This window comes from Microbacterium ulmi (genome assembly GCF_011759705.1).
Classification (GTDB): Bacteria; Actinomycetota; Actinomycetes; order Actinomycetales; family Microbacteriaceae; genus Microbacterium; species Microbacterium ulmi.
Window position 1 is genome coordinate 2,495,385 of the sequence record NZ_JAAOZF010000001.1, and the last position, 25,163, is coordinate 2,520,547.

Below are 25,163 nucleotides of genomic sequence, written 5' to 3' on the forward strand. Positions count from 1 at the left end.
GGGAATCAGATGTGGTACTCCGGCGTGGTCAGCACGGCGCGCGTGTCGAGACCCTCGCGGCGTGCGCGGAGGCGGGCGGGGACGCCGACGAGGATGCTGTCCTCCGGCGCGTCCTTCGTCACGACGGCGTTCGCGCCGATGACGGATCCCGCGCCGATCACGATGGGTCCGAGCACCTTGGCGCCCGCGCCGATCGCGACGCCGTCGCCGATCGTGGGGTGGCGCTTGCCGCCCTCGCGCTGACGCCCGCCGAGCGTCACCCCGTGGTACAGCATGACGTCGTCGCCCACCTCGGCGGTCTCGCCGATGACGACGCCCATGCCGTGGTCGATGAAGAACCGTCGTCCGATCGCGGCGCCGGGATGGATCTCGATGCCCGTCAGCCACCGGGTGACCTGCGAGCCCGCGCGAGCGACGAACCGGAGGTCGCGGAGCCACAGCGCGTGCCATACGCGGTAGGCCCACACGGCGTGCAGGCCGGGGTAGAGGAGGGCGATCTCGACGGCGGAGCGCGCCGCGGGATCCCGCAGCTTCGCAGCTGCGAGATCCTCGCGGACGCGCCCCAGGAACGTCACTGTCAGTCCTCGCGCAGGTCCTCGAACAGCGCGGTGGAGAGGTAGCGCTCGCCGGTGTCGGGGATGATCACGACGATCTTCTTTCCCGCGTTCTCGGGGCGGCCCGCGACCTGCAGCGCGGCGAGCACGGCAGCGCCCGACGACATGCCGACCAGCAGGCCCTCCTTCACCGCGAGGTCGCGCGACACCTTGAGGGACTCCTCGAAGGGCACGTCGATGACCTCGTCGATGAGGTCGCGCTCGAGGATGGCGGGGACGAAGTTGGGCCCGATTCCCTGGATCTTGTGGGGGCCGGGGTGGCCCTCGGTCAGGATGGGCGAGTCCTTCGGCTCGACCGCGATGATCTGTACGCCCGGCTTGCGCTCCTTGAGCACCTGGCCGACGCCCGTGATGGTGCCGCCCGTGCCGATGCCCGCGACGAAGATGTCGACGCCGCCCTCGGTGTCGCGCCAGATCTCCTCCGCCGTCGTCTTGCGGTGGATGGCGGGGTTCGCGGCGTTCTCGAACTGCTTCGCGAGGATCGCACCCGGGGTCTTCTCGACGATCTCGGTCGCGACGCGCAACGACTCGGCCATGCCCTTCGTCGGGTCTGTCAGCACGAGCTCGGCGCCGAACGCCTTGAGCAGGAGCCGACGCTCCTTCGACATGGACGCGGGCATCGTCAGGATGACCTTGTAGCCGCGGGCGGCGCCGACGAGAGCGAGCGCGATGCCCGTGTTGCCGCTCGTGGCCTCGACGATCGTGCCGCCGGGCTCGAGCTCGCCGGACTCCTCTGCGGCGTTGACGAGCGCGATGCCGAGGCGGTCCTTGACGCTCGAACCGGGGTTGAAGAACTCGAGCTTCGCGTAGACCTCTGCGCCGAGGCCTTCCGTGACGCGGTTGAGTCTGACGAGCGGGGTGTTGCCGAATGCTGTCGTGATGTCGGCGTGGATTCCGGGCATGGCGTAAGGGCCTTTCGGGTCGGTCAAGAGGCGCAACCAGCCTAGGGTGGCGGGGTATTCCAGACCCTATTGTGACGAATCGTCACGTGCTCCGCCGCGATTAGGCTGGAAGCCTCCCATGCATTCCCTCGTCACGCCCGCCCCCGGCCCTCGCGCAGTGCCCCTCGCCACAGCCGTCCGCGCCGCCGTCGAGATCCTCTCGCGCGCAGGGATCGCGGACGCGGTCGTCGACGCGGAGCTGCTCGCGGCGCACGTGCACGGCCTCAGCCGCGGCGCTGTGCAGGCTGCGGCGTTCCGGGGCGACGAGCTCGCCGGCGCCCATGCCGTCCGCTTCGAGGAGCTCGTCGAGCGCCGCGCGACGCGCGAGCCGCTCCAGCACCTCACGGGCGTCGCGCCGTTCCGCCATCTCGAGCTGAGAGTGGGGCCCGGCGTCTTCGTGCCCCGGCCCGAGACCGAGACCGTCGCGCAGCTCGCGATCGACGCGCTGCGAGCCGCGGCATCCCCGTCGCCCGTCGCCGTCGACCTCGGGACCGGCAGCGGCGCGATCGCGCTGGCCCTGGCCACGGAGGTGCCCCACGCGCGGGTGTTCGCCGCGGAGAACTCGGTGGACGCGTTCGTGTGGGCCAAGGAGAACTTCGCGCTGACCGGGGCAGCCAACGCGCGCATCGCCTTCATCGACCTCGGGCACGCCTTCCCCGAGCTCGACGGAACGGTCTCGGTCGTCGCGTCGAACCCTCCGTACGTCCCGGATGCCGCGATCCCGCGCGATCCCGAGGTGCGCTTCTTCGATCCGCCCGCCGCGCTCTACGGAGGGGAGGACGGACTCGACGTCGTGCGTGTGCTCAGCCGTGTGGGGCTGCGGCTCGCGCACCCCGGCGGCGTCATCGTGATAGAGCACGGCGAATGGCAGGGCGAGGAGATCCGCGGCATCCTCTCCGCCGACGGCTGGCGGGCCGCCGCGACCCACCCCGATCTCACGCTGCGCGACCGCGCGACGACGGCTCTGCGACCCTGATCCGCGCTCGCGCCGCTCAGGATGCGCCCGGAGCGCGTGGATAGACTGGGGCCCGCTATGACCCCCCTCTACGACTGCCGCGACGAGGCGCAGCTGCTCGCAGGCATGCGTCACGCGCGCCAGGCGATCGGCCGCGGCCAGCTCGTCGTCCTTCCGACCGACACCGTGTACGGCGTCGCCGCCGACGCGTTCAACGCGCGGGCCGTCCAGGGCCTGCTCGACGCGAAGGGCCGAGGACGCCAGTCGCCGCCGCCCGTGCTCGTCGCCGGCGTGCCCACGCTCCGTGCGATCGCGGCGGAGGTCCCCCCGGCCGTCGAGCGGCTCGTGGACGCGTTCTGGCCGGGCGGGCTCACGATCGTGCTGCCCTCGCAGCCGTCGCTGACGTGGGACCTCGGCGAGACGCGCGGCACCGTCGCCGTGCGCATGCCCGCCCACCGGGTCGCGCTCGAGCTCCTGGAGGAGACCGGGCCGCTGGCCGTGTCCAGCGCGAACCTCACGGGGTTTCCGGCAGCGACGACGGCGCAGGCCGCGCAGGAGATGCTCGGCGAGGCCGTCGCGGCCTACCTCGACGCGGGCGAGAGCGAAGGCGGGATCGCATCGACGATCGTCGACGCGACGCCGCTCGTGGGCGGCGCCGAGCCCGTCGTCCGCGTGCTCCGAGAGGGGGCGATCGGCCGCGAGCGCCTGCGCGAGGTGCTCGGCGACCTCCTCGAGCCCGACCCGGCGCAGCCGGGGCGCCGCCCTGAGGCCGAGTCCGGCGGCGGCGCGTGAAGCAGTACATCTTCACGATCATCCTTACGGCCGCGATCACGTTCTGCCTCTCGTGGGGCGTGTGGCGGCTGAGCCTCAAGTACAAGCTGTATCCCGGCATCCGCGAGCGCGACGTGCACAAGAACCCGACGCCGCGGCTCGGCGGGATCGCGATGTTCATCGGCGTCGTCGTGACCTTCGCGGTGTCGTCGCAGCATCCCTACTTCGCGCTGTTCTGGGCGGACCCGTGGCCCATCGTGGCGATTCTGGGCGCGACGCTGTTGATCGTCGTCGTGGGCGTGCTCGACGACCTCATCGACCTCGACTGGATGATCAAGCTCGGTGCGCAGTTCCTCGCGGCGGGCATCATCGCGTGGTTCGGCAAACTGCAGATCCTCTCGCTGCCGATCGGCGGGATGACGGTGTGGTCGAGCTGGGTGAGCTTCACGCTCACGGTCTTCGCGATCGTCATCGTCATGAACGCCGTCAACTTCATCGACGGCCTCGACGGCCTCGTCGCGGGCGTCGTCCTGATCGCGAACATCGTGTTCTTCGCCTACTCCTACCTCCTGCTGCGCGACACGGGATCGAGCACGTACGCGCACCTCGCGTCGTTCATCGCGGCGGTGCTCATCGGGGTGTGCATCGGGTTCCTGCCGCTGAACTGGAGTCCCGCGAAGCTGTTCATGGGCGATGGCGGCGCGCTCATGCTCGGCCTGCTGATGGCCACGTCGGCCGTCGCGATCACGGGAGCGCTGACGCCTTCCGCGATCAACCCCGACAGCCCCGACGGGTTCGGCCGTTCGCAGATCCTCGGTGCCTTCATCCCGATCCTGCTTCCGATCGTCGTGGTGCTGCTCCCGCTGCTCGACTTCGGGATGGCGGTGGTCCGGCGCATGGGCGCGGGCAAGTCGCCGTTCTCGCCCGACCGCAAGCACCTGCATCACCGGATGCTCGACATGGGTCACTCCGATCGCGACGCCGTGCTCATCTTCTACGCGTGGACGGCCGTCGTGAGCCTTGCGGTGCTCATCATGTACATCGGCACGACCGCGGACTGGCCGGGGCTCTACCTCGCCGGGATCGCATTCGGCCTCGTCGGCGCCGCCGCGTGCCTCGTCGTCACATTCCTTCCCTCGCGCCGCAACGTACGGCGCCTCGCACCGGAGGTCGTCCCGTGAGCACCAGCCCCGTCTCCAGCACGCCCGTCCTGCGCACGACCCTCACGTGGTCCGCCGTCGTCACGGCGGTCCTCGCGGTCGTCGGCGGACTCGTCGGCTACTTCGCGGCGGGCGTGAACGGACTGTGGAGCGCCCTGGCGGGCGTGCTCATCGCCGCCCTGTTCCTCGCGATCACGGGGATCAGCATCCTCGTCGCGAACCGCTGGTACGACGACCCGCTCTATGTGCCCGTCTTCTTCGGGATCGTCCTGGGCGGATGGATCCTCAAGTTCATCGTGTTCATCGTGCTGCTGCTGGCGCTGCGTGGCCAGCCGTGGGTGAACCAAACCGTGTTCTTCATCGCCGTCGTCGTGAGCGTCCTGGCCTCCCTCGCCGTCGACGTCGTCGTCCTGATGCGCATGCGGATCCCGCACGTGAGCGACGTCGCGCTGCCGCGTGCGGAGGATGTCGTCGACCCGGCGGACGACGCTCACGGGTCCGCCCAGGGGGAGGACCCCTCCGAACGACGGTAGCGACCGCCGCCGCGGTCTCGGGAGGCGCGCGAGTTTGGTAGGGTTTATCTCGCGCCCGCCCGCTCGCCCTTGTGAGCGCTTGCGGAGTGACGCACACCGACCATCGTCGCCTCGGCTCACGCCGGTGCCCCGAAGCTGGAGCCAGCGCTGTTTACTCAAGCTGCGACCCTGATCGCCCCCCTCGCTGCCAGCGACAACGGGGGCTTTCACGCCCCGTCCATCTGGGAGTTCTTCCCTGACGCAGTCCTGTTCGAGGGCACGTGGTTCCAGATCACGCGCATCAACCTCATCCAGCTGCTCGCGACGGTCGTCCTCGTCCTGATCCTGTGGCTCGGCACGCGCCGGATGACGGTCGTCCCCGGCCGCTTCCAGAGCCTCGTCGAGATGGGTCTCGGGTTCGTCCGCGAGAACATCGCACACGACCTGCTCGGCAAGAAGGACGGCGACCGGTTCCTGCCGATCCTCACCACGATCTTCTTCATGATCCTGTTCATGAACCTGACGGGCGTCATCCCGTTCCTGAACATCGCGGGCACCGCGGTCGTCGCGGTCCCGCTGCTGCTCGCGGTGATCAGCTACGTCACGTTCATCTACGCCGGCATCAAGAAGAGCCCGAAGAACTTCTTCAAGAACTCGCTCTTCCCGTCGGGCGTGCCGTGGCCGATCTACATCATCGTCACGCCGATCGAGCTCATCTCGACCTTCATCATCCGGCCCGTCACCCTGACGCTCCGACTCCTCATGAACATGATGGTCGGCCACCTGCTGCTGGTCCTCTTCTTCTCGGCGACGCAGTTCTTCCTCTTCACGGCAGGCGGGTGGTGGTCGGCGCTCGCCGCCGGCAGCCTCGCCTTCGGCCTCGCCTTCACCCTCTTCGAAATCCTCGTGGCCGTCCTCCAGGCCTACGTCTTCGCCCTCCTCACCGCGGTCTACATCCAGCTCGCGGTGGCGGAAGAGCACTGAGCGGGTCGGCTCACAGCCGCCCACAACCGAAAGGAAACACTCCGTGGACGCAACTACGGTTCTCGCCCAGGTGCACGGTTCGATCGCGACCGTCGGCTACGGCCTCGCCGCCATCGGCCCGGCCATCGGCGTGGGCATCGTCGTCGGCAAGACGATCGAGGGCGTCGCACGCCAGCCCGAGCTCGCCGGCCGCCTGCAGGTGCTCATGTGGATCGGCATCGCCTTCACCGAGGCGCTGGCGTTCATCGGCATCGCGACCGCCTTCATCTTCGGCTTCTGATCCCCTCTCACGACGTAAGGAGACAGGATGCTCAGCACTCTTGTCACACTCGCCGCCGAGACTGAGGCCGCGCCCAATCCGCTGCTGCCGCAGCCGTACGACATCCTGTGGTCTGCGGTCTGCTTCATCGTCATCCTCTTCGTGGTGTGGAAGGTCGCCCTTCCCCGGCTGAAGAAGCTGCTCGACGAGCGCAGCGCCGCCATCGAGGGCAACATCGCGAAGGCCGACGAGGCGCAGCGCCGTGCCGAGGCGGCTCTCGTGGAGTACACCGCTCAGCTCGCCGAGGCCCGCAAGGAAGCCGGAGAGATCCGCGACGCCGCCCGCGAGGACGGCAAGAAGATCGTCGCAGAGGCGAAGGATGCGGCATCCGCCGAGGCGTCCCGTCTCACGGCCGCCGCGCACACGCAGATCGAGGCCGAGCGCCAGTCGGCGCTCGTGTCGCTGCGCAGCGAGGTCGGCACGCTCGCGATCGACCTGGCAGGCGGAGTCATCGGCGAGACGCTCTCGGACGACAAGAAGGCTCAGGCCGTCGTCGACCGGTTCCTCGCCGAGCTCGAGGCATCCGAGACCGCAGGGAAGGCGTAATGGGCAGCGCGACCACTCAGGCGCTCGAGGCGACCGAAGCGGCGCTGCGCGCCGCCAAGGGCGTCGACCTGAGCGTCGCCCGCGAGCTCTTCGCGGCGGCGCAGACCGTGGGCGACTCGTCGCAGCTGAGCGGCGCGCTCGCCGACTCGGCCGCGCCGCGGACCGCCCGCACGGCTGTCGTGGCCGCTGTCTTCGGATCCTTCCGGCCCGTGACGGTCGCGCTCCTCACGACCGTCGTCGAACAGCGCTGGTCGAACGCCGACGAGCTCGTCACCGGCATCGAGGAGCTGGCCGTGCGTGGGGCCAGCATCGCCGGGGGCGCAGCCGACGTCGAGGGCGAGCTGTTCCGCTTCTCGCGCACGATCGCCGACAACCCCGAGCTCGAGCTGGCACTCGGCAGCCGGCTCGGCGACACCGCGGCCAAGGGCGCTCTCATCGAGACCCTCCTCAAGGGTCGCGCGAGCGATGCCACGACGCTCATCGTGGCATCCCTCGTGCAGCAGCCCCGCGAGCGGCGCGTCCGGCAGATCCTCGCCCGCGCGATGGGGATCGTCGCCGACCAGCGTGGCCGCACGGTCGCCTCGGTCGTGTCGGCGGCTCCGCTGAGCGCGGCGCAGCTCGACCGTCTCGCGACGGCGCTCTCGGCGCGCTACGGCGCCGCCGTGTCGCTGAACACGCAGGTCGATCCGACGGTCGTCGGCGGACTGCGCGTCCAGATCGGCGACGACGTCATCGACGCGAGCGTCGCGACCCGCCTGCACGATCTCCGCCAGCGACTGGCGGGCTAGGACTTCCCGCCCCACCGGCGGAGAGCCTCGGGGTCATCGCCCCACGAACGAAGGAAGACGGCTTACCCCGCTGGAACCGGCGGCGGACTTCGGGGCCCATGGCCCCTCAACAAAGGAAAGCAAATGGCAGAACTCTCTATCAGCCCCGACGTCATCCGTGACGCGCTGAAGGACTTCGTCGCAGCCTACGAGCCCTCGGGTGCCGCGGCCACCGAGGTGGGCACCGTCATCGACGCCGCCGACGGCATCGCGCACGTCGAGGGACTGCCCGGTGTCATGGCCAACGAGCTCGTCCGCTTCGGCGACGGCACGGAGGGCCTCGCACTCAACCTGGACGAGCACGAGATCGGTGTCGTCGTCCTGGGCGAGTTCTCCGGCATCGAGGCCGGTCAGCAGGTCACGCGCACGGGCGAGGTCCTGTCGGTCGCTGTCGGCGACGGCTACCTCGGCCGCGTCGTCGACCCGCTCGGCAACCCGATCGACGGCCTCGGCGACGTCGCGACGACGGGTCGTCGCGCGCTGGAGCTGCAGGCGCCGGGCGTCATGCAGCGCAAGAGCGTGCACGAGCCCATGCAGACCGGCATCAAGGCGATCGACGCCATGATCCCGATCGGCCGCGGCCAGCGCCAGCTCATCATCGGCGACCGCCAGACGGGCAAGACGGCGATCGCGATCGACACGATCATCAACCAGCGCGCGAACTGGGAGTCGGGCGACCCGACGAAGCAGGTGCGCTGCATCTACGTCGCGATCGGGCAGAAGGGCTCGACGATCGCAGCCGTCAAGGGCGCGCTCGAGGACGCCGGCGCGATGGAGTACACGACGATCGTCGCGGCTCCGGCATCCGACCCCGCAGGCTTCAAGTACCTCGCGCCCTACACCGGCTCGGCGATCGGGCAGCACTGGATGTACGAGGGCAAGCACGTCCTGATCATCTTCGACGACCTGTCGAAGCAGGCCGAGGCCTACCGTGCCGTCTCGCTCCTGCTCCGCCGCCCGCCGGGCCGCGAGGCCTACCCCGGCGACGTCTTCTACCTGCACTCCCGCCTCCTCGAGCGCTGCGCGAAGCTGTCGGACGAGCTGGGCGCCGGCTCGATGACGGGTCTGCCGATCATCGAGACCAAGGCGAACGACGTCTCGGCGTACATCCCGACCAACGTCATCTCGATCACCGACGGCCAGATCTTCCTGCAGTCCGACCTGTTCAACGCCAACCAGCGTCCTGCTGTCGACGTCGGCATCTCGGTCTCGCGCGTCGGCGGCGACGCGCAGGTCAAGTCGATCAAGAAGGTCTCCGGCACGCTCAAGCTCGAGCTCGCCCAGTACCGCTCGCTCGAGGCGTTCGCGATGTTCGCGAGCGACCTGGACGCGGCATCCCGTCGTCAGCTCGACCGCGGTGCGCGCCTGACGGAGCTGCTCAAGCAGCCGCAGTACTCGCCGTACCCCGTCGAGGAGCAGGTCGTCTCGATCTGGGCCGGCACCAACGGCAAGCTCGACACGATCGCGGTCGAGGACGTGCTGCCGTTCGAGCGCGAGCTGCTGGACTACCTGCGTCGCAACACGACGATCCTCGACACGCTGCGCGAGACCAACGTGCTCGACGACGCGACGCTCGCCGAGCTCGAGAAGGTCACCGACTCGTTCATCCTCGAGTTCCGCTCCGGCAAGGGCCAGGCGATCGACAACCCCGGTCACGAGGAGGTCGCCGCAGCTGAGGCGGCCGACGTCAACCAGGAGCAGATCGTCAAGGGCCGCCGCTAAGGGCGGCGACGCGAGACAGGGACCATGGGCGCACAGCTGAGGGTCTACAAGCAGAAGATCTCTTCTGCTCAGACGACCAAGAAGATCACGAAGGCGATGGAGCTCATCGCGGCTTCGCGCATCCAGAAGGCGATGGCACGCGTGCGCGCGGCCGCCCCCTTCGCGCGAGCCGTGACGCGCGCCGTCTCCGCCGTGGCGACGCACTCGAACATCGATCACCCGCTCACGAGCGAGCGCGAGGTCATCCGCCGGTCGGCGGTCGTGATCTTCGCGTCCGACCGGGGACTGGCGGGCGCCTTCAACTCGCAGATCCTGCGTGAGGGCCTGCAGCTCGCCGAGCTGCTGCGCTCGCAGGGCAAGGAGCCGGTGTTCTACCTCGTCGGACGCAAGGCGGTGGGGTACTTCCAGTTCCGCGGCATGCAGGCCGCCGCGGAGTGGACGGGCGACACGGACACGCCGCACTTCACGACGGCCGAGCACATCGCGGGAACGCTCCTGGAGGCGTACGACCGCGGTGGCGACCAGCACGGCGTCGACGAGATCCACCTCGTCTACAACCGCTTCGTCAGCATGATGACGCAGAGCCCCGAGTCGGTGCGACTCCTGCCGCTCGCCGTCGTCGAGGCCGAGGAGTCGGCCACGGCGCAGGTGTACCCGCTCTACGAGTTCGAACCGGATGCCGAGGTCGTCCTGGACGCGCTCCTTCCGGTGTACATCCAGAGCCGCGTCTTCAACGCGCTCCTGCAGTCGTCGGCGGCCAAGCACGCCGCGACGCAGAAGGCCATGAAGTCCGCGAGCGACAACGCCGACAAGCTCATCACCGACTACACCCGTCTGCGCAACAACGCGCGTCAGGCGGAGATCACGCAGCAGATCGCCGAGATCGTCGGCGGCGCCGACGCACTGGCCTCGGGCAAGTGATCGCTGCGCACGCGGACCATACGAAAGAGAAGACAATGACCACCACCGCACCCGAGAAGACCACGGTCGTCGGCCGCGTCGCGCGCGTCACGGGCCCCGTCGTCGACATCGAGTTCCCGCACGACGCGATCCCCGAGATCTACAACGCGCTCAAGACGACGATCACGATCGACGGCGAGTCGACCGAGATCACGCTCGAGGTCGCGCAGCACCTCGGCGACGACCTCGTGCGTGCCATCTCGCTCAAGCCCACCGACGGCATGGTCCGCGGCCAGGAGGTGCGCGACACGGGCGGGCAGATCACGGTGCCCGTCGGCGACGTCACCAAGGGCAAGGTCTTCAACGTCACGGGCGACGTCCTCAACGCGGCCCCCGGCGAGAAGATCGAGGTCACGGAGCGCTGGCCCATCCACCGCCAGGCGCCCAACTTCGACCAGCTCGAGTCGAAGACCCAGATGTTCGAGACCGGCATCAAGGTCATCGACCTGCTCACGCCCTACGTGCTGGGCGGCAAGATCGGCCTCTTCGGCGGTGCGGGCGTCGGCAAGACGGTCCTCATCCAGGAGATGATCCAGCGCGTCGCGCAGGACCACGGCGGCGTGTCGGTGTTCGCCGGCGTCGGCGAGCGCACGCGTGAGGGCAACGACCTCATCCACGAGATGGAGGAGGCGGGCGTCTTCGACAAGACCGCTCTCGTCTTCGGCCAGATGGACGAGCCGCCGGGGACGCGCCTGCGCGTGGCCCTGTCGGCCCTGACGATGGCGGAGTACTTCCGCGATGTGCAGAAGCAGGACGTGCTCCTGTTCATCGACAACATCTTCCGCTTCACGCAGGCGGGCTCCGAGGTGTCGACGCTGCTGGGCCGCATGCCCTCCGCCGTGGGCTACCAGCCCAACCTCGCCGACGAGATGGGCGTGCTCCAGGAGCGCATCACCTCCACGCGCGGACACTCGATCACCTCGCTCCAGGCGATCTACGTGCCTGCGGACGACTACACCGACCCCGCGCCGGCGACGACGTTCGCGCACCTGGACGCGACCACCGAGCTCTCGCGTGAGATCGCATCGAAGGGCCTGTACCCCGCCGTCGACCCGCTCACCTCGACGAGCCGCATCCTCGACCCGCGGTACATCGGCGCAGACCACTACCGTGTCGCGACCGCCGTCAAGCAGATCCTCCAGAAGAACAAGGAGCTGCAGGAGATCATCGCGATCCTCGGCGTCGACGAGCTCTCCGAGGAGGACAAGGTCGTCGTCGCCCGCGCGCGCCGCATCCAGCAGTTCCTCTCGCAGAACACCTACATGGCGAAGAAGTTCACGGGCGTCGAGGGCTCCACGGTCCCGATCGCGGAGACGATCGAGTCGTTCGACGCGATCGTCCGCGGCGACTTCGACCACGTCGCCGAGCAGGCGTTCTTCAACGTCGGCGGCATCTCGGACGTCGAAGAGCGCTGGGCGCAGATCCAGAAGGAGAACGGCTGACATGGCGCTCTCTGTCCACCTCGTCTCCGCGGATGCGGAGGTCTGGTCGGGGGAGGCGTCGCTCGTCGTCGCCAAGACCGTCATGGGCGAGATCGGGTTCATGCCCGGGCACGAGCCGGTGCTCGCGATCCTCGCCGAGGGCCAGGTGCGCATCACCCAGCTCGACGGCGAGAAGATCGTCGCCAACGCGCAGGACGGGTTCCTCTCGCTCGAGGCGGACGAGCTGACGATCGTCGCGGGCAACGCGGCGCTCATCGCCTGACGCGACACACATTCACGCGCGCGCCGCTCGGGTCTCCCGGGCGGCGCGGCGTCTTTCCGGGATGTCCATGCTGATCCTTCTGCCTCCGTCGGAGACCAAGCGCGCGGGCGGCGCGGGCGCGCCGTGGGATGCGGCGGCCCTCTCGTTCGCGGCGCTGAGCCCCGTGCGCGAGTCGGTCGTCGACGCGCTGGTCGCGCTGTCCGCCGACGAGGACACGGCCGTGCGCATCCTCAGGCTCGGCGCGCGTCAGCGCGGCGAGGTCGCCGTGAACGCCGCTCTGCGCATGTCGCCGACGATGCCCGCCGTGGACCGGTACACGGGCGTCCTCTACGACGCGCTGGCGGCGGCATCCCTCGACGCCGTGTCACGTCGGTGGCTCGGCCGGCACGTCGTCGTGCACTCCGCGCCCTTCGGCCCAGTGCGCGCGCTCGACCCGATCCCGTCGTATCGACTCGGCGCGACGGCATCGCTGCCGGGGCTCGCGCCGCTGCCCCGCGTCTGGGCGGATGCCGTCACCGCCGCCATCGAGGAGGCCGCACCCGCGTTCGTGCTCGATCTGCGCTCGGAGGCGTACGTCGCGCTCGGGCCGCTCCCGGCATCCGTCCGCTCCGTCTACGTGCGGGTCGTGAGCGAAGGCGCCGACGGCGTCGCGCGTGCCCTCAACCACTTCAACAAGCACGCGAAGGGCGCGCTCGTTCGCAGGCTCGCGCAGGAGCGCCCGCGGATCGCATCGGCGCGCGGCCTCGTCTCCTGGGCGGATGCCGCCGGCCTGCGCGTCCGCGCGCGAGCGCAGGGAGAGCTCGAGCTGTTCGCCTAGGACTTCTCGGTGTTGTCCGCCGTCTGCTGCGTGTTCTCCGCGATCGCGATGAGAGCCACGACGCTCTCGATGACGAACCGGAGGACCACGACGGCGAGGAACGCGAACAGGGGCACGAGGATGACCGTGGCGACGATGAGCGAGATCCCCGCGCCGACGTTGCCGGGGAAGAACCGCACGCCGCCGGTGATCCCGCTGACGAGGTAGACGACGAAGCCGATCGCGATGACGACGAGCCCTGCGAGGTAGAAGACGCTCGCGAGCCTGCGCGTGATGAAGGTCTTGAACGACAGGTCGAACAGGGCGCGGAAGAAGCCGCGGCCGATGTCGTCGACATCCCCGGCGAGAGTCGGCACGCCCGTGTCGTCGGGGTCGGTCGCGGGGTCGTACGCGGGAGCGGCTGCCGGTGCCGGCACGGCTGCACGCGCCGCCTCCTCGGCCGGCGTGCGGGGGAGGGGCGGAGGAGGCGGGGGCGTCTGATCGCTCATGGGTGCGGATCCCTTCGTTTCCGCCAGGCTAGCGAGAGGGGCCGCGCCCGGTCGAGGAGCGACGCGCCATCTGCCCCTGACGGCGTCGCGTGGCTAGCATGTGAACAAGGGGCGGTCGCCCCGTCGGCGGGGCACTCTCCGTCTTCCGGCTCGGGAAAGGATTCCCATGTTGCCCAGCTATCCGGACGGCGTCCCGGTGTGGTTCTTCGTCGGCTTCGGCTTCTTCTGGTTCGTCGTCGTCGTCGGCTTCTACGTTCTCAGCGCGATCTTCCTCATGAAGATCTTCGACAAGGCGGGCGTGCAGGGACGGTGGCGCGCGTGGGTGCCGGTCTACAACTTCATGGTGTTCTCGAAGCTCGGTGACCTGAGCCCGTGGCTCATCCTCTATGCGGTCGGGGCGACGATCCTGCTCAGCTGGGTTCCGCTCGTCGGATGGATCATCGCTCTCACTCCGCTCATCGTGACGCTGCTCGCTGCGTGGCGGGTCGGGCTCAAGCTCCAGAAGGAGGCCGTCTGGGTCATCCTGTACTTCTTCCTCTCGATCGTGTGGCTCGGCATCAACGCCTTCGACGGGTCGCGCTGGAACACCGTCATCCCTGCGGCTCCGTGGGCGGCCAACGCCTTCCTCGCCGACCGCACGGTGTGGCAGGGCATCCCCGTGCAGGCGCCCGTCGGCGGCTACCCCGTCAACCCCGTGACCCAGCCCGGCTATCCGTCGGCGCCCGGTGCATACCCGCCTGCGGGATACCAGGCGCCCCCTCCCGGCTACCAGGCGCCTCCTCCGGGGTACCAGGCTCCGCCCGCGGGATATCAGGCACCCGGCTACCAGGCTCCGCCCCCGGGATATCAGCCGCCGCCCGCGGGTCAGCAGCCGCCTGCAGGACCGTCGCAGAGCTATGTCCCGCCTGGGGCACCCGTCGTGCCGCCCGCCGGTCCGCCGGCTCCGCCCGCGCCGTCGGCCGACTACCAGGCGCCGCCGACCTTCTCCGCGCCCGCTGCGTCGACGCCCGTTCCGCCCTCCGCCCCTGAGCCTCCTGCCGCGCCTCCCGCTGCTCCTGAGCCGCCTGCCGCCCCCGAGCCGCCTGCTGCTCCCGAGCCTCCTGCCGCTCCCGAGCCGCCCACGTTCGAGACGGCTGCCGACGCCGCAGAGGATGCCGCGACCGCGGCCGTGGGTCGGGCGGACGCCGTCGACGACGCCTCCGCCGAGACGACGGCCGACCATGCGGCAGACGGACCCGTCATCGACTTCGGCGACGGGCCGAAGGACGACAAGGCCTGAGCCGACAGGAGCGCCCTCGCCGCCCGGCGAGGGCGCTCCTGCGTGCCGCTAACGTGGAGCGATGACGTCCTCCCCTCCCCAGCGCCGCGTCGGCGCATCCGGTCTGCTCGTCTCCGCGGTCGGTCTCGGCTGCAACAACCTCGGACGCGCGGGCACGCGCACCGAGACGCTCGAGGGAACACGGGATGTGCTCGACGCGGCGATCGACGCCGGCGTCACGTTCCTGGACACGGCCGACATCTACGGCAGGGAGCCCGGGCTGTCGGAGACCCTCATGGGCGAGGCGCTCAAGGGGCGTCGCGACAGCGTCGTGCTCGCCACGAAGTTCGGGCACGGCACCTTCCCCGCCGGCATCGAAGGCGGGTCGAGGGGGTCGCGCAGCTACATCCGGCGGGCGGTCGAGGCATCCCTCACGCGTCTTCAGACCGACTGGATCGACCTGTACCAGCTGCACACGCCCGATCCGGGCACGCCGATCGAGGAGACCCTGGACGCTCTCGGCGACCTCGTGCGCGAGGGCAAGGTCCGCTATATCGGCCACTCGAACCTCGCGGGCTGGCAGATCGCCGAGGCCGACGTCACGGCCCGACAGCGCAGCGGAATCCCGTTCGTCTCGTCGCAGAACCACTACAGCCTGCTCGCGCGCGGCGCCGAGCGCGAGGTGCTGCCCGCCGTCGAGCGGTTCGGGCTCGGATTCCTCCCGTTCTTCCCTCTGCACAACGGCCTTCTGACGGGCAAGTTCACGCGCGAGCACGCGCCCGCCGACTCGCGGATCATGCGCCAGCGTCGCCACCTGTACGAGACAGCCCCGTGGGACGCGCTCGAGGCGTACCAGCGTTTCTGCGACGAGCGCGGCATCACGATGCTCGAGGCGACGTTCGGCTGGCTGCTCGCCCGCCCCGCGCTGTCGAGCGTCATCGCCGGCGCGACGAGCCCAGAGCAGGTGCGTGCGAACGCGGCCGCCGCCGATGCGTGGACGCCGGCACCCGACGATCTCGCCGCGATCGACGCCCTCTTCCCGCTCCCCGTCGACCCCGCGGCGTAGCCTCGGGACCGAGCGCGGGCTCGGCATCCCGCGCCGCTGAACGGGCTTCGCGGACGGTGTCGTCCGGTTCGCTGAGAGCGCACGGATCCGACTTGGAGCCGCGTGGCGCGCAGGCGTAGCGTCATTCGACGTGCGCGGTCCGCCCGGAGGGCGGAGACAGCCCGCGCGTCGGAAGGATCTCCGTGCTCGGCAAGCTTCTCGTCCGGTATCTCAGCCCCGCCTGGCCGCTCATCGTCGCCGTCGTCGTCTTCCAGCTCGCTCAGTCGATCGCGTCCCTGTGGCTGCCGACGCTCAACGCCGACATCATCGACCAGGGCGTCGTGACGGGAGACATCGGCTTCATCTGGCGCACGGGCGCGATCATGCTCGGGGTGAGTCTCGCCCAGATCGCCTGCGCGATCGTCGCGGTGTACTTCGGCTCGCGTCTGGCGATGGGCATGGGCCGGAGCCTGCGCGGAGACCTCTTCCACCGCGTCGTCGCGTTTTCCCAGCGCGAGGTCGGGCAGTTCGGGGCGCCGTCGCTCATCACGCGCAACACGAACGACGTGCAGCAGGTGCAGATGCTCGTGCAGGTGTCGGCGACCCTCATGGTCTCGGCCCCGATCCTCGCGATCGGCGGCGTGATCTTCGCCGTGCAGCAGGATGCCGGCCTCTCCTGGCTCATGGCGGTGTCGGTGCCGGCGCTGCTCATCATCGTGTCGCTCATCGTCGTGCGGATGGTCCCCGCGTTCACGCAGATGCAGGCGCGCATCGACCGCGTCAACCAGATCATGCGCGAGCAGCTGAGCGGCATCCGCGTCGTCCGCGCGTTCGTGCGCGAGCGCGAAGAGCGCGCGCGGTTCCAGGGTGCGAGCGAAGGCGTCATGGAGACGGCCCTGCGCGCGGGCAACCTGATGGCGCTCATGTTCCCCGCCGTCATGCTCGTCATGAACCTGTCGAGCGTCGCCGTCATCTGGTTCGGCGCATCGCAGGTGCAGGACAACGGCGTCCAGATCGGCACCCTGTTCGCGTTCCTCAACTACCTCATGCAGATCCTCATGGGCGTCATGATGGCCACGTTCATGTTCGTCATGATCCCGCGCGCCGCCGTGTGCGCGGACCGCATCGGCGACGTGCTCGAGACGGCGCCCTCCGTCTCGGCGCCCGAGGCCCCTGTCGCGGTCGCAGCGACGGCCGGCCGCATCGACTTCGACCACGTGAGCTTCGCCTACCCCGGGGCCGAGGACGCGGTGCTGCACGACCTGACGTTCACGGTGCGGCCGGGCACGACGACGGCCATCATCGGATCGACCGGCGCGGGCAAGACGACGCTCGTGGGCCTGGTGCCCCGTCTGTTCGACGCGACGGAGGGGAGCGTCCGCGTCGACGGCACAGACGTGCGCGACTACGACCCGGACGCGCTCTGGCATCGCATCGGCCTCGTCCCTCAACGCGCATTCCTCTTCTCGGGAACGATCGCCTCCAATCTGCGGTACGGCGATCCCGAGGCGACGGACGACGACCTGTGGCGGGCGCTCGAGCTGGCGCAGGCCAGGGACTTCGTCGAGGAGCTGCCCGAAGGACTCGACGCCCCGATCGCTCAGGGCGGCACCAATCTGTCTGGTGGTCAGCGGCAGCGCGTCGCGATCGCGCGCGCCCTCGTGAAGCGGCCCGAGATCTACATCTTCGACGACTCGTTCTCGGCCCTCGATCTGCGCACGGATGCCGCGCTGCGCCACGCCCTCGACAGTCAGCTGCCGGACGCGACCCGCCTCGTCGTCGCGCAGCGGGTGTCGACGATCCGGTACGCCGACCAGATCGTCGTGCTCGACCACGGCCGCATCGTCGGCATCGGCACGCACGACGAGCTCGTCGAGACGAGCGGGACGTATCGCGAGATCGTCGACTCGCAGCTCGCGGTGGAGGCGGCGGCATGAGCGGCTCGCCCGCTCCTCGCACCGCCGGCGCGTCGCACGGAGCCTCCGCGCGCATGGCGCCCGGCTCGCAGAGCACGCAGGCTCCCCGTCGGATGCCGATGCCGCGCGGCCCGATGGGTCAGGCGGGCCCTGGCGAGAAGGCGCAGAACTTCGGCCCGAGCGCGAAGCGCCTCCTCGGCACGCTGCGCACGGACGTCCCGCAGCTCGTGACGGTGCTCGCGCTCGGCATCCTGAGCGTGGCGCTGAGCGTCACGGGTCCGAAGATCCTCGGCGAGGGCACGAACGTCGTGTTCGCCGGGTTCATCTCGAACCAGGTGCCCGCCGGCGTCACGAGGCAGCAGGTCATCGACCAGCTCATCGCGTCAGGCAACCAGCAGCAGGCCGACATGCTGTCGTCGATGGATTTCGTGCCCGGCGCAGGCATCGACTTCGACAGGCTCGGCTGGATCCTCTCCGGCGTCCTCGCGATCTACCTCTTCGCCTCGATCTTCGGATGGCTGCAGGCCCGCATCCTCAACGGCGTCGTGCAGCGCGCGATGCACCGGCTGCGCATGCAGGTGGAGGACAAGGTCCAGCGTCTGCCCCTCTCCTACTTCGACAAGGTGCAGCGCGGAGAGCTCCTGAGCCGCGTGACGAACGACGTCGACAACATCGGGCAGACGATGCAGCAGACGCTGTCCCAGGTGGTCGTCTCGCTCCTGACCGTCGTCGGCGTGCTCGTCATGATGTTCATCATCTCGCCGCTGCTCGCCGTCATCGCGCTCGTGACGATCCCGCTCACGATCGTCATCACGGTCATCGTGGCGAAGCGGTCGCAGAAGCTCTTCGTCGCGCAGTGGAAGGCGACGGGCGTCCTGAACGCGCGCGTCGAGGAGACCTTCTCCGGACACTCCGTCGTCAAGGTGTTCGGCCACCAGCGCGAGGTCGAGGCGGACTTCCGCTCGGAGAACGACGACGTGTACCGCGCGAGCTTCGGCGCGCAGTTCCTGTCCGGCATCATCATGCCGGCGATGATGTTCGTCGGAAACCTCGTCTACGTCGGCATCGCCGTCGTGGGCGGCATCCAGGTCGCCGGCGGACTCCTCTCGATCGGCGACGTGCAGGCGTTCATCCAGTACTCGAGGCAGTTCACACAGCCGCTGAGCCAGCTGGGATCCATGGCGAACCTCCTCCAGTCGGGGGTCGCGAGCGCCGAGCGCGTCTTCGAGCTGCTCGACGAGGAGGAGCAGACGCCCGACGACGCGCCCGCGGAGACCGCACCCGAGACGGCGAGCCACCTCGCGTTCGACGACGTCTCGTTCCGCTACGTCGAGGACGCCCCTCTCATCGACGGACTCTCGCTCGAGGCGCGCCCAGGGTCGACCGTCGCGATCGTGGGGCCGACGGGCGCGGGCAAGACGACGCTCGTGAACCTCATCATGCGGTTCTACGACGTCGACTCGGGGCGCATCGTGCTCGACGGCGTCGACACGCGTGCGATGACCCGCGACGATCTGCGCTCGCGCACCGGCATGGTCCTGCAGGACACGTGGCTGTTCGCCGGCACGATCCGCGAGAACATCCTCTACGGACGTCCGGATGCCACGGAGCAGGAGATAGTGGATGCCGCGACCGCCGCCTACGTCGACCGCTTCGTGCACGCTCTTCCCGACGGCTACGACACGGTGCTCGACGACGAGGCGACGAACCTCTCGGTCGGCGAGCGCCAGCTCGTCACGATCGCGCGCGCGTTCCTGGCCGATCCCCGCATCCTGATCCTCGACGAGGCGACCTCGTCGGTCGACACCCGCACGGAGCTGCTGATCCAGCGCGCCATGTCGCGTCTGCGCGAGGACCGCACGGCCTTCGTCATCGCGCACAGGCTCTCCACGATCCGGGATGCCGATCTCATCCTCGTGATGGAGCACGGCGCGATCGTCGAGCAGGGATCGCACGACGAGCTGCTCACGAAGAAGGGCGCCTACTGGCGGCTCTACAACGCGCAGTTCGAGGCTCCGGCCCAAGAACAGGCCCTGCCGGTCGTCGTCGGGCCGGCGCCCGCGGCCCAGCCGCCGACGGTGCTGGAGCTGCTCGCGTCGGAGGGGGAGCCCGAGGCCGCGGCGGAGGAGTCCACTAGTATGTGAGCACACCGACGGCTCAGAGATCACGGTCTCGATCGGTTCGTGACGGAGGGGAGGACGGGCGTCATGCCGGAAGCATCCACCCAGACTCGCACCGTCGCGCTCGAGAACGGGCCGCTCGAGCTCGCGTGGGCATCCGCGACGCATCGAGGGCGCCGACGCGACGCGAATCAGGATGCCGTGCTGGCCAGCTTTCCCCTGTTCATCGTGGCCGATGGCATGGGCGGGCACATCGGCGGCGAGATCGCGAGCGCGAGCACGGTCGATCGGCTGCGCAGCGTCGCGGAGACAGGCACCGTCAATCCGAAGGCGATCGAGAAGGCGCTGGCGCGCGCGGTCAAGGACATCGCGTCGCACCCGGGGACGACCGACGACGGAACAGGCACGACGCTCACCGGCGTGTACCTCGACGTCACCGGCACGGACGCCCACTGGGTGACGCTCAACATCGGCGACTCGCGCGTGTACCTCGTGCGCGACGGGTCGATCGTCCAGATCACGACCGATCACTCGGTCGTGCAGGAGCTCGTCGCGGCGGGGCGCCTCAGCCCGGAGGAGGCCGAGAACCACCCGTACGGCAACGTCATCACGCGAGCCGTCGGACCGAGCGACAGCGTGACCCCCGACTATGTGCGCCTCGACGTGACCGACGGCGACCGGTTCGTCATCTGCTCGGACGGGCTCACGAAGGAGTTGACCGACTACGGCATCCAGCACTTCCTGGCGGAGAACCCCGACCCGGCGTCCGCCGTGGAGGCGATGCTCGGCGCAGCGTTGGAGAACGGCGGCCGGGACAACATCACGATCATCGTGCTGAACGTGGGTCATCAGGACGCTCAGGAGGACGAGGGCGACACCGAGCCCGTCGTGGCCTCCTCCCCAGCGGGGGATTGACGCCCGGGTCTCCGCACGCCGTCGCATCGGCCGCCGTGCCGTCGCGGCGTCGCGTTCACTGAACGGGTGACCTCGACGTTCGTCCCGTTCCCCGCCCGCACCGGTCCGCAGCCCTTCCCGCCTCGGGATGCCGCTGCCCACCCGCTGCCCGACCTCGCGCCGCAGGCCGAGCTCGCCCTGCCGCCGCCGTGGACCGCTCCTGCGCGGCCCGCTGTCCCCGTGGTCGCCTCGGCCGTCCCGATCCTCGGCGCCGTCGGCCTCTGGCTCGTGACGGGGTCTGTCCTGTCGCTCTGGCTCGCGGCGCTCGGCCCGCTCATCGCGATCGCGACGATGGCCGACGCCGCACGCGGCGCGCGGGCGGGTCGCCGGCGTGCCGAGAGCGAGGCGGCCGACGCGCGTGCGCGGATCGACGCGGCGCTCTCGGCGCGGCACGACGACGAGCGGCAGCGGCTGTGGGCGCGGCATCCCGATGTCGCGGGCTTCGCAGAGCGCGACGGCGAGGTGTGGCGTGCGGTGCCCGGCCGCTCGGGCGGGCTCGTCGTGGGCATCGGCGACGTGCCATCCGAGGTGCGCGTGACGGGCGGCGGAGACGACCCCGGTGCGCTCGCACTGCGCAGGAGGGCGGCGATCCTCACCGGTGCGCCCGTCGTGGTGGCGGCGGCGGACGGCGTGGCCGTCGTCGGAAGCCCCGTGCTGGCGGCCGCCGTCGTGCGGGGCCTCGTGCTGCAGCTGTGCCTCGCGCTGCCGCCGGGGGAGCTGCGGCTCGTGGGGCCGCAGCGGGGCGCGTCGAGCTGGACCGATGCGCTGCCGCATCGCCGTGCGGGCAGCGGCCTCGCGCTCGCCGTCCTGGGCCCCGACGACCCCGTGCCCGCCGACGCAGACCTCGTGATCGCATGCGCGTCCGCCGATGCCGTGCCGCCCCGCTGCGCCGCGGTGCTCTCGGTGCGCGCTCCCGGCCGCGCGTCGCTCGACCATGCGGGCGCCCTGCGCGACCTCGCCGTCGAGGCTGTGGGCGAGGCGCAGGCCGCCGTGATCGCGGCCGGGCTCGCCGAGCGGGCCGAGCGGGTGCTCGGCATGTCGATGTCGGACCGCCCGGCCACGCTCGCCGAGCTGCTCGCGGCGGCGCCTGCGCCGCACCGGGGCGCGCTCCCCGCCGTCGTCGGCGCGGGGGCGGGCGGGCCCGCCCACCTCGACCTCGTCGCGGACGGGCCGCACGCCGTCGTCGCGGGTGTCACGGGGTCGGGCAAGAGCGAGCTCCTGATCACGTGGGTGCTGGCGCTGTGCGCGACGCACTCGACGAGCCAGGTGGGCTTCCTTCTCGCCGACTTCAAGGGAGGGACGGCATTCGACTCCCTCGCGGGGCTCCCTCACGTCACCGGGGTCATCACCGACCTCGACGGCTCGGGCGCGCGACGGGCGATCGAGAGCCTGCGCGCCGAGGTGCGATGGCGGGAGGCCGAGCTCGGACGCGTCGGGGCGCGCGACGTCCTCGACGAACGCGCCGACCTCCCTCGGCTCGTCATCGTGGTCGACGAGTTCGCCGCGCTCCTCGGCGACCATCCCGAGCTGCACGCGGTGTTCTCCGACATCGCTGCGCGCGGGCGCGCGCTGGGGATGCACCTCGTCCTCGGGACGCAGCGCGTCTCGGGCGTCGTGCGGGACGCGCTGCTGGCCAACTGCCCCCTGCGACTGAGCCTCCGCGTCACCGACCCCGCCGATAGCCGGGCCGTCATCGGCACGCCCGACGCCGCCGCACTGCCGGGAGGTCGCGAGGGAGCGGGGATCGCGCTCGTGCGCCGGGCACAGGATGCCGAGCCCCGCCGCGTGCGCATCGCCCTCTCGACGCCCGCCGACGTGCAGCGCATCGCCCGGGATCATGCGGGGCCGAGGCCGCGCCGGCCGTGGCTGCCCGACCTGCCCCCGCACGTCGAGCTCGCGCAACTGCGTGCGCACGGCGGTCCCGGCCTGATCCTGGGCCTGGCGGACGAGCCCGAGCGCCAGCACCAGGGGCCCTTCTCCCTCGAGGTCGCCGACCGCGGCGTCCTCGTCGTGGGCGGGCCCGGGTCGGGCAAGTCCACGGCGCTCGAGACGCTCGCCGCACAGGCTCCTCACGGGCTCGTGCGCGTGCCGCGCGACCCCGAAGGAGCGTGGGATGCCGTCGCCCGCCTCTGCGAGGATCCGCCCGCGGCCGGGTCCGTCCTCGTGATCGACGACCTCGACGCCCTGACGGCGCGGCTCCCCGGCGACTACGCGCACGCGCTCGTCGAGCGGCTCGAACGCGTCGTCCGAGGGGCGGGCGACGCGGGCATCTTCGTCGCGGCGTCCGCACAGCGGATGGCAGGCGCGGCCGCGCGCCTCGGCGACCTCGTCCCGTGGCGCCTCGTCCTCGCCGCGCCCTCGCGAGCGGAGCACGTCGCGCTCGGCGGCGACCCCGCGCACTACGCGCCCGGAGCTCCCGCGGGCCGTGGCCGGATCGCGGGACGCGCGCTGCAGGTCGCGGTCGGCGAAGACCCCGTACCGGCGCCGCCCGCGGCGCTCGCGGAGTGGACACCCTCGTCCGGCGTCACGGGGATCGTCATACGGCGTGCGGCCGCGCGCGTCGCTGTCGAACGCTGGAGGACGGCGGGCGTCGGCATCCTGACCCTGGAAGAGGTCGCGCTCTCGCCGGATCCTGCGCCCTCGGCGGCCGCCGCCCCGGTCGTCGTCGTCGGCGACCCCGAGGACTGGCAGCGTCACTGGCGCGTGCTCGGCACGATCCGCGACGACCATGCGCTCGTCATCGATGCCGGCTGCTCCGCCGAGTACCGCGTCCTCGCGGCGGATCGGGAGCTTCCTCCGTACTGCGAGCCCGGACGCTCACGCGGTTGGCTCATCCGGGCGGGAGGCGCACCCGAGCGGATCGGCCTGCCGATCGCGCGGCGGGATGCCGGAGGAGGAGGGAATTGACCGGGCCGACCAACACGCCTACCGTCGCCCTATGGCAACCGCGCCGGTAGACCTCGACCGACCCGACGGCAAGGGACTGGCGGCGGGGACGCTCGGGCTGTGGGGCTCCACGGTCATCGGCCTGGCTTCGACAGCGCCCGTCTACTCCCTCGTGGCGACCCTCGGCTGGGTCGTGCTCGCCGTCGGTGCGCAGGCGCCCATCGCGTTCATCATCGCGTTCGTCCCGATGCTGTTCATCGCGTTCGCCTACCGGGAGCTCAACAACGAGATCCCCGACTGCGGCACGACGTTCACATGGGGGACGAAGGCGTTCGGGCCCTGGGTGGGATGGATGGGCGGCTGGGGCGTCGCGGTCGCGGGCATGGTCGTGCTCGCCAATCTCGCCCAGATCGCCGGCATCTACTTCTGGTCGTTCTTCGACGACGTGCTCCAGCTGCCGCAGTGGCCCGTCGCGGGCGCCGAGCTCGTCCCGCCGTCCGAGAACGTGCCCCTCGTGACGCTGACGGGAGTCCTGTTCATCGCGGCGATGACGTGGGTGAGCTGGCGCGGCGTCGAGATCGGGGAGCGCCTGCAGAACATCCTGCTCGGCATCCAGTACCTCGCTCTCGCGATCTTCGTCGTCGCGGCGCTCTGGCAGTTCTTCACGGGCGCCGCGCCGAACCCGACGCCCTTCGACTGGGAGTGGCTCAATCCGCTCGCGTTCACCGACTGGCACGGGTTCACGGAGGCGGTGCTGCTCGCGCTGTTCATCTACTGGGGCTGGGACACCTGCCTCGCGCTCAACGAGGAGACCAAGGATCCCAAGCGCATCCCCGGACGCGCGGCGCTGCTGACGACCGTCATCCTCCTGGTCACCTACGTGAGCGTCACGATCGCGGCCATGATGTACGCGGGCCTCGGAGAGGAGGGCGTCGGACTGGGCAACGAGGCCAACGCGGAAGACGTCTTCCTCGCGATCAAGGACGGGCTGCTCGGCCCGGTCGGGTGGGTGCTCGTCGTCGCCGTGCTCATCTCCGCGGTCTCGTCGACTCAGACGACGATCCTCCCCACGGCACGCGGCACCCTCGCGATGGGGGTGTACCGGGCGCTGCCCGCGAGGTTCAAGGACGTCCACCCGCGCTTCAAGACGCCGTCGTTCTCGACGCTCGTCATGGGCGTCGTGGCGTCGCTGTACTACATCGGCATGACGCTGATCAGCGACAGCATCCTGCAGGACTCGATCCTCTCGCTCGGCCTCGCGATCGCCTTCTACTACGCCATCACGGGGTTCGCCTGCGTCTGGTACTTCCGCGCAGAGCTCTTCCGGTCCGGACGGAACCTCGTCTACAAGGGGATCCTCCCGCTGCTGGGCGCGCTCATGCTCGCATACGCGTTCGTGCAGTCCGCCATCGACATGTGGGACGTCGACTACGGGTACACCGTCCTGCTCGGCATCGGCGGAACGTTCGTCGTCGGCGTCGGTGCGCTCCTGGTGGGGGTCGTCCTCATGCTCCTGTGGTTCCTCTTCCCGCGGTCGAAGCCGTTCTTCCGGGGCGAGAGCCTCAACAGGGCCACGCCCGTCCTCGTCCCGGAGGATCCCGCCGACTTCGGGCGATCGATCGACGGCGGTCTGACATGACCTCGCCGCATCCGGCGAGCGGCGA

At 70.4% G+C, this 25,163-nt stretch carries 23 protein-coding genes; 20 read left to right on the forward strand and 3 right to left on the reverse strand.

Going from position 1 to position 25,163, the window contains the following annotated elements; all coding sequences use genetic code 11:
• Positions 1 to 5: 5 nt before the first annotated feature.
• On the reverse strand, positions 6 to 575 hold the full coding sequence (epsC, locus tag FHS08_RS11650; RefSeq protein ID WP_167039139.1) for a serine O-acetyltransferase EpsC: 570 nt from the start codon (positions 573 to 575) through the stop codon (positions 6 to 8).
• 2 nt (positions 576 to 577) lie between these two features.
• Positions 578 to 1,516, reverse strand: coding sequence for a cysteine synthase A (gene cysK / locus FHS08_RS11655; protein WP_167039141.1), 939 nt, complete (start codon positions 1,514 to 1,516; stop codon positions 578 to 580).
• A 118-nt stretch (positions 1,517 to 1,634) separates the two neighbouring features.
• Between cysK and prmC the strand changes: the two genes are divergently transcribed.
• From prmC to FHS08_RS11720, 13 genes are all read left to right on the forward strand, one after another.
• On the forward strand, positions 1,635 to 2,531 hold the full coding sequence (gene prmC, locus FHS08_RS11660; RefSeq protein ID WP_167039143.1) for a peptide chain release factor N(5)-glutamine methyltransferase: 897 nt from the start codon (positions 1,635 to 1,637) through the stop codon (positions 2,529 to 2,531).
• 57 nt (positions 2,532 to 2,588) lie between these two features.
• The gene (locus tag FHS08_RS11665; RefSeq protein WP_167039145.1) at positions 2,589 to 3,302 is read left to right on the forward strand and encodes an L-threonylcarbamoyladenylate synthase; all 714 of its coding nucleotides are present in this window, start codon (positions 2,589 to 2,591) and stop codon (positions 3,300 to 3,302) included.
• A complete protein-coding gene (locus tag FHS08_RS11670; protein WP_167039147.1) occupies positions 3,299 to 4,462 on the forward strand; it encodes an MraY family glycosyltransferase in 1,164 nt (387 codons plus the stop codon). Before FHS08_RS11665 ends, FHS08_RS11670 begins: the two co-directional genes overlap by 4 nt.
• The gene (locus tag FHS08_RS11675; RefSeq protein WP_341800392.1) at positions 4,459 to 4,974 is read left to right on the forward strand and encodes a Cg1360 family ATP-synthase-associated protein; all 516 of its coding nucleotides are present in this window, start codon (positions 4,459 to 4,461) and stop codon (positions 4,972 to 4,974) included. Before FHS08_RS11670 ends, FHS08_RS11675 begins: the two co-directional genes overlap by 4 nt.
• Positions 4,975 to 5,121: 147 nt before the next feature.
• Positions 5,122 to 5,937: a F0F1 ATP synthase subunit A gene (atpB, locus tag FHS08_RS11680; RefSeq protein WP_167039853.1), complete on the forward strand. Its 816-nt coding sequence runs from the start codon at positions 5,122 to 5,124 to the stop codon at positions 5,935 to 5,937.
• A gap of 43 nt (positions 5,938 to 5,980) precedes the next feature.
• The gene (gene atpE / locus FHS08_RS11685) at positions 5,981 to 6,217 is read left to right on the forward strand and encodes an ATP synthase F0 subunit C (protein WP_167039149.1); all 237 of its coding nucleotides are present in this window, start codon (positions 5,981 to 5,983) and stop codon (positions 6,215 to 6,217) included.
• A gap of 27 nt (positions 6,218 to 6,244) precedes the next feature.
• Positions 6,245 to 6,802, forward strand: a complete 558-nt coding sequence (locus FHS08_RS11690) for a F0F1 ATP synthase subunit B (RefSeq protein ID WP_167039151.1) — start codon at positions 6,245 to 6,247, stop codon at positions 6,800 to 6,802.
• Entirely contained in the window at positions 6,802 to 7,590 is a 789-nt protein-coding gene (locus FHS08_RS11695; RefSeq protein WP_167039153.1) for a F0F1 ATP synthase subunit delta, read from the forward strand. The genes FHS08_RS11690 and FHS08_RS11695 overlap by 1 nt, the downstream gene beginning before the upstream one ends.
• Positions 7,591 to 7,713: 123 nt before the next feature.
• Entirely contained in the window at positions 7,714 to 9,351 is a 1,638-nt protein-coding gene (atpA, locus tag FHS08_RS11700; RefSeq protein ID WP_167039155.1) for a F0F1 ATP synthase subunit alpha, read from the forward strand.
• 24 nt (positions 9,352 to 9,375) lie between these two features.
• On the forward strand, positions 9,376 to 10,272 hold the full coding sequence (locus FHS08_RS11705) for a F0F1 ATP synthase subunit gamma (RefSeq protein WP_167039157.1): 897 nt from the start codon (positions 9,376 to 9,378) through the stop codon (positions 10,270 to 10,272).
• Positions 10,273 to 10,307: 35 nt separating this feature from the next.
• Positions 10,308 to 11,753, forward strand: a complete 1,446-nt coding sequence (atpD, locus tag FHS08_RS11710; protein ID WP_167039159.1) for a F0F1 ATP synthase subunit beta — start codon at positions 10,308 to 10,310, stop codon at positions 11,751 to 11,753.
• A gap of 1 nt (position 11,754) precedes the next feature.
• Entirely contained in the window at positions 11,755 to 12,015 is a 261-nt protein-coding gene (locus FHS08_RS11715; protein WP_167039161.1) for a F0F1 ATP synthase subunit epsilon, read from the forward strand.
• A gap of 67 nt (positions 12,016 to 12,082) precedes the next feature.
• Positions 12,083 to 12,832: a YaaA family protein gene (locus tag FHS08_RS11720; RefSeq protein ID WP_167039856.1), complete on the forward strand. Its 750-nt coding sequence runs from the start codon at positions 12,083 to 12,085 to the stop codon at positions 12,830 to 12,832.
• Here FHS08_RS11720 and FHS08_RS11725 read toward each other — a convergent pair.
• Positions 12,829 to 13,320, reverse strand: a complete 492-nt coding sequence (locus FHS08_RS11725) for a DUF4282 domain-containing protein (RefSeq protein ID WP_167039163.1) — start codon at positions 13,318 to 13,320, stop codon at positions 12,829 to 12,831. The two genes, FHS08_RS11720 and FHS08_RS11725, sit on opposite strands and share 4 nt — an antisense overlap.
• Before the next feature lie 166 nt (positions 13,321 to 13,486).
• Here FHS08_RS11725 and FHS08_RS16615 point away from each other — a divergent pair, with 166 nt between their 5' ends.
• The 7 genes from FHS08_RS16615 (at position 13,487) to FHS08_RS11760 (ending at position 25,138) form a co-directional block, all read left to right on the forward strand.
• On the forward strand, positions 13,487 to 14,599 hold the full coding sequence (locus tag FHS08_RS16615) for a hypothetical protein (RefSeq protein ID WP_208382264.1): 1,113 nt from the start codon (positions 13,487 to 13,489) through the stop codon (positions 14,597 to 14,599).
• A gap of 61 nt (positions 14,600 to 14,660) precedes the next feature.
• Positions 14,661 to 15,644 (forward strand): aldo/keto reductase, encoded by a 984-nt coding sequence (locus FHS08_RS11735; RefSeq protein WP_167039165.1) that lies wholly within the window; start codon positions 14,661 to 14,663, stop codon positions 15,642 to 15,644.
• 182 nt (positions 15,645 to 15,826) lie between these two features.
• Positions 15,827 to 17,560 (forward strand): ABC transporter transmembrane domain-containing protein, encoded by a 1,734-nt coding sequence (locus FHS08_RS11740; protein WP_167039167.1) that lies wholly within the window; start codon positions 15,827 to 15,829, stop codon positions 17,558 to 17,560.
• Positions 17,557 to 19,683 (forward strand): ABC transporter ATP-binding protein, encoded by a 2,127-nt coding sequence (locus tag FHS08_RS11745; protein ID WP_424960799.1) that lies wholly within the window; start codon positions 17,557 to 17,559, stop codon positions 19,681 to 19,683. Before FHS08_RS11740 ends, FHS08_RS11745 begins: the two co-directional genes overlap by 4 nt.
• Positions 19,684 to 19,746: 63 nt before the next feature.
• The gene (locus FHS08_RS11750) at positions 19,747 to 20,574 is read left to right on the forward strand and encodes a PP2C family protein-serine/threonine phosphatase (RefSeq protein WP_167039169.1); all 828 of its coding nucleotides are present in this window, start codon (positions 19,747 to 19,749) and stop codon (positions 20,572 to 20,574) included.
• Between the two features lie 66 nt (positions 20,575 to 20,640).
• Entirely contained in the window at positions 20,641 to 23,520 is a 2,880-nt protein-coding gene (locus tag FHS08_RS17310) for an FtsK/SpoIIIE domain-containing protein (protein WP_167039171.1), read from the forward strand.
• Positions 23,521 to 23,551: 31 nt separating this feature from the next.
• Entirely contained in the window at positions 23,552 to 25,138 is a 1,587-nt protein-coding gene (locus FHS08_RS11760) for an APC family permease (protein ID WP_167039172.1), read from the forward strand.
• Positions 25,139 to 25,163 lie beyond the last annotated feature (25 nt).

Excerpts from the sequence above, each read along its gene's own strand:
- FHS08_RS11690 (WP_167039151.1), top strand. The coding sequence starts at position 6,245 with ATGCTCAGCACTCTTGTCACACTCGCCGCCGAGACTGAGGCCGCGCCC.
- atpA (WP_167039155.1), top strand. The coding sequence starts at position 7,714 with ATGGCAGAACTCTCTATCAGCCCCGACGTCATCCGTGACGCGCTGAAG.
- FHS08_RS11760 (WP_167039172.1), top strand. The coding sequence starts at position 23,552 with ATGGCAACCGCGCCGGTAGACCTCGACCGACCCGACGGCAAGGGACTG.
- FHS08_RS11715 (WP_167039161.1), top strand. The coding sequence starts at position 11,755 with ATGGCGCTCTCTGTCCACCTCGTCTCCGCGGATGCGGAGGTCTGGTCG.
- FHS08_RS11695 (WP_167039153.1), top strand. The coding sequence starts at position 6,802 with ATGGGCAGCGCGACCACTCAGGCGCTCGAGGCGACCGAAGCGGCGCTG.
- FHS08_RS11750 (WP_167039169.1), top strand. The coding sequence starts at position 19,747 with ATGCCGGAAGCATCCACCCAGACTCGCACCGTCGCGCTCGAGAACGGG.
- FHS08_RS16615 (WP_208382264.1), top strand. The coding sequence starts at position 13,487 with ATGTTGCCCAGCTATCCGGACGGCGTCCCGGTGTGGTTCTTCGTCGGC.
- FHS08_RS11705 (WP_167039157.1), top strand. The coding sequence starts at position 9,376 with ATGGGCGCACAGCTGAGGGTCTACAAGCAGAAGATCTCTTCTGCTCAG.
- FHS08_RS11725 (WP_167039163.1), bottom strand. The coding sequence starts at position 13,320 with ATGAGCGATCAGACGCCCCCGCCTCCTCCGCCCCTCCCCCGCACGCCG.
- FHS08_RS11665 (WP_167039145.1), top strand. The coding sequence starts at position 2,589 with ATGACCCCCCTCTACGACTGCCGCGACGAGGCGCAGCTGCTCGCAGGC.
- FHS08_RS11735 (WP_167039165.1), top strand. The coding sequence starts at position 14,661 with ATGACGTCCTCCCCTCCCCAGCGCCGCGTCGGCGCATCCGGTCTGCTC.
- FHS08_RS11745 (WP_424960799.1), top strand. The coding sequence starts at position 17,557 with ATGAGCGGCTCGCCCGCTCCTCGCACCGCCGGCGCGTCGCACGGAGCC.
- FHS08_RS11720 (WP_167039856.1), top strand. The coding sequence starts at position 12,083 with ATGCTGATCCTTCTGCCTCCGTCGGAGACCAAGCGCGCGGGCGGCGCG.
- atpD (WP_167039159.1), top strand. The coding sequence starts at position 10,308 with ATGACCACCACCGCACCCGAGAAGACCACGGTCGTCGGCCGCGTCGCG.
- cysK (WP_167039141.1), bottom strand. The coding sequence starts at position 1,516 with ATGCCCGGAATCCACGCCGACATCACGACAGCATTCGGCAACACCCCG.
- prmC (WP_167039143.1), top strand. The coding sequence starts at position 1,635 with ATGCATTCCCTCGTCACGCCCGCCCCCGGCCCTCGCGCAGTGCCCCTC.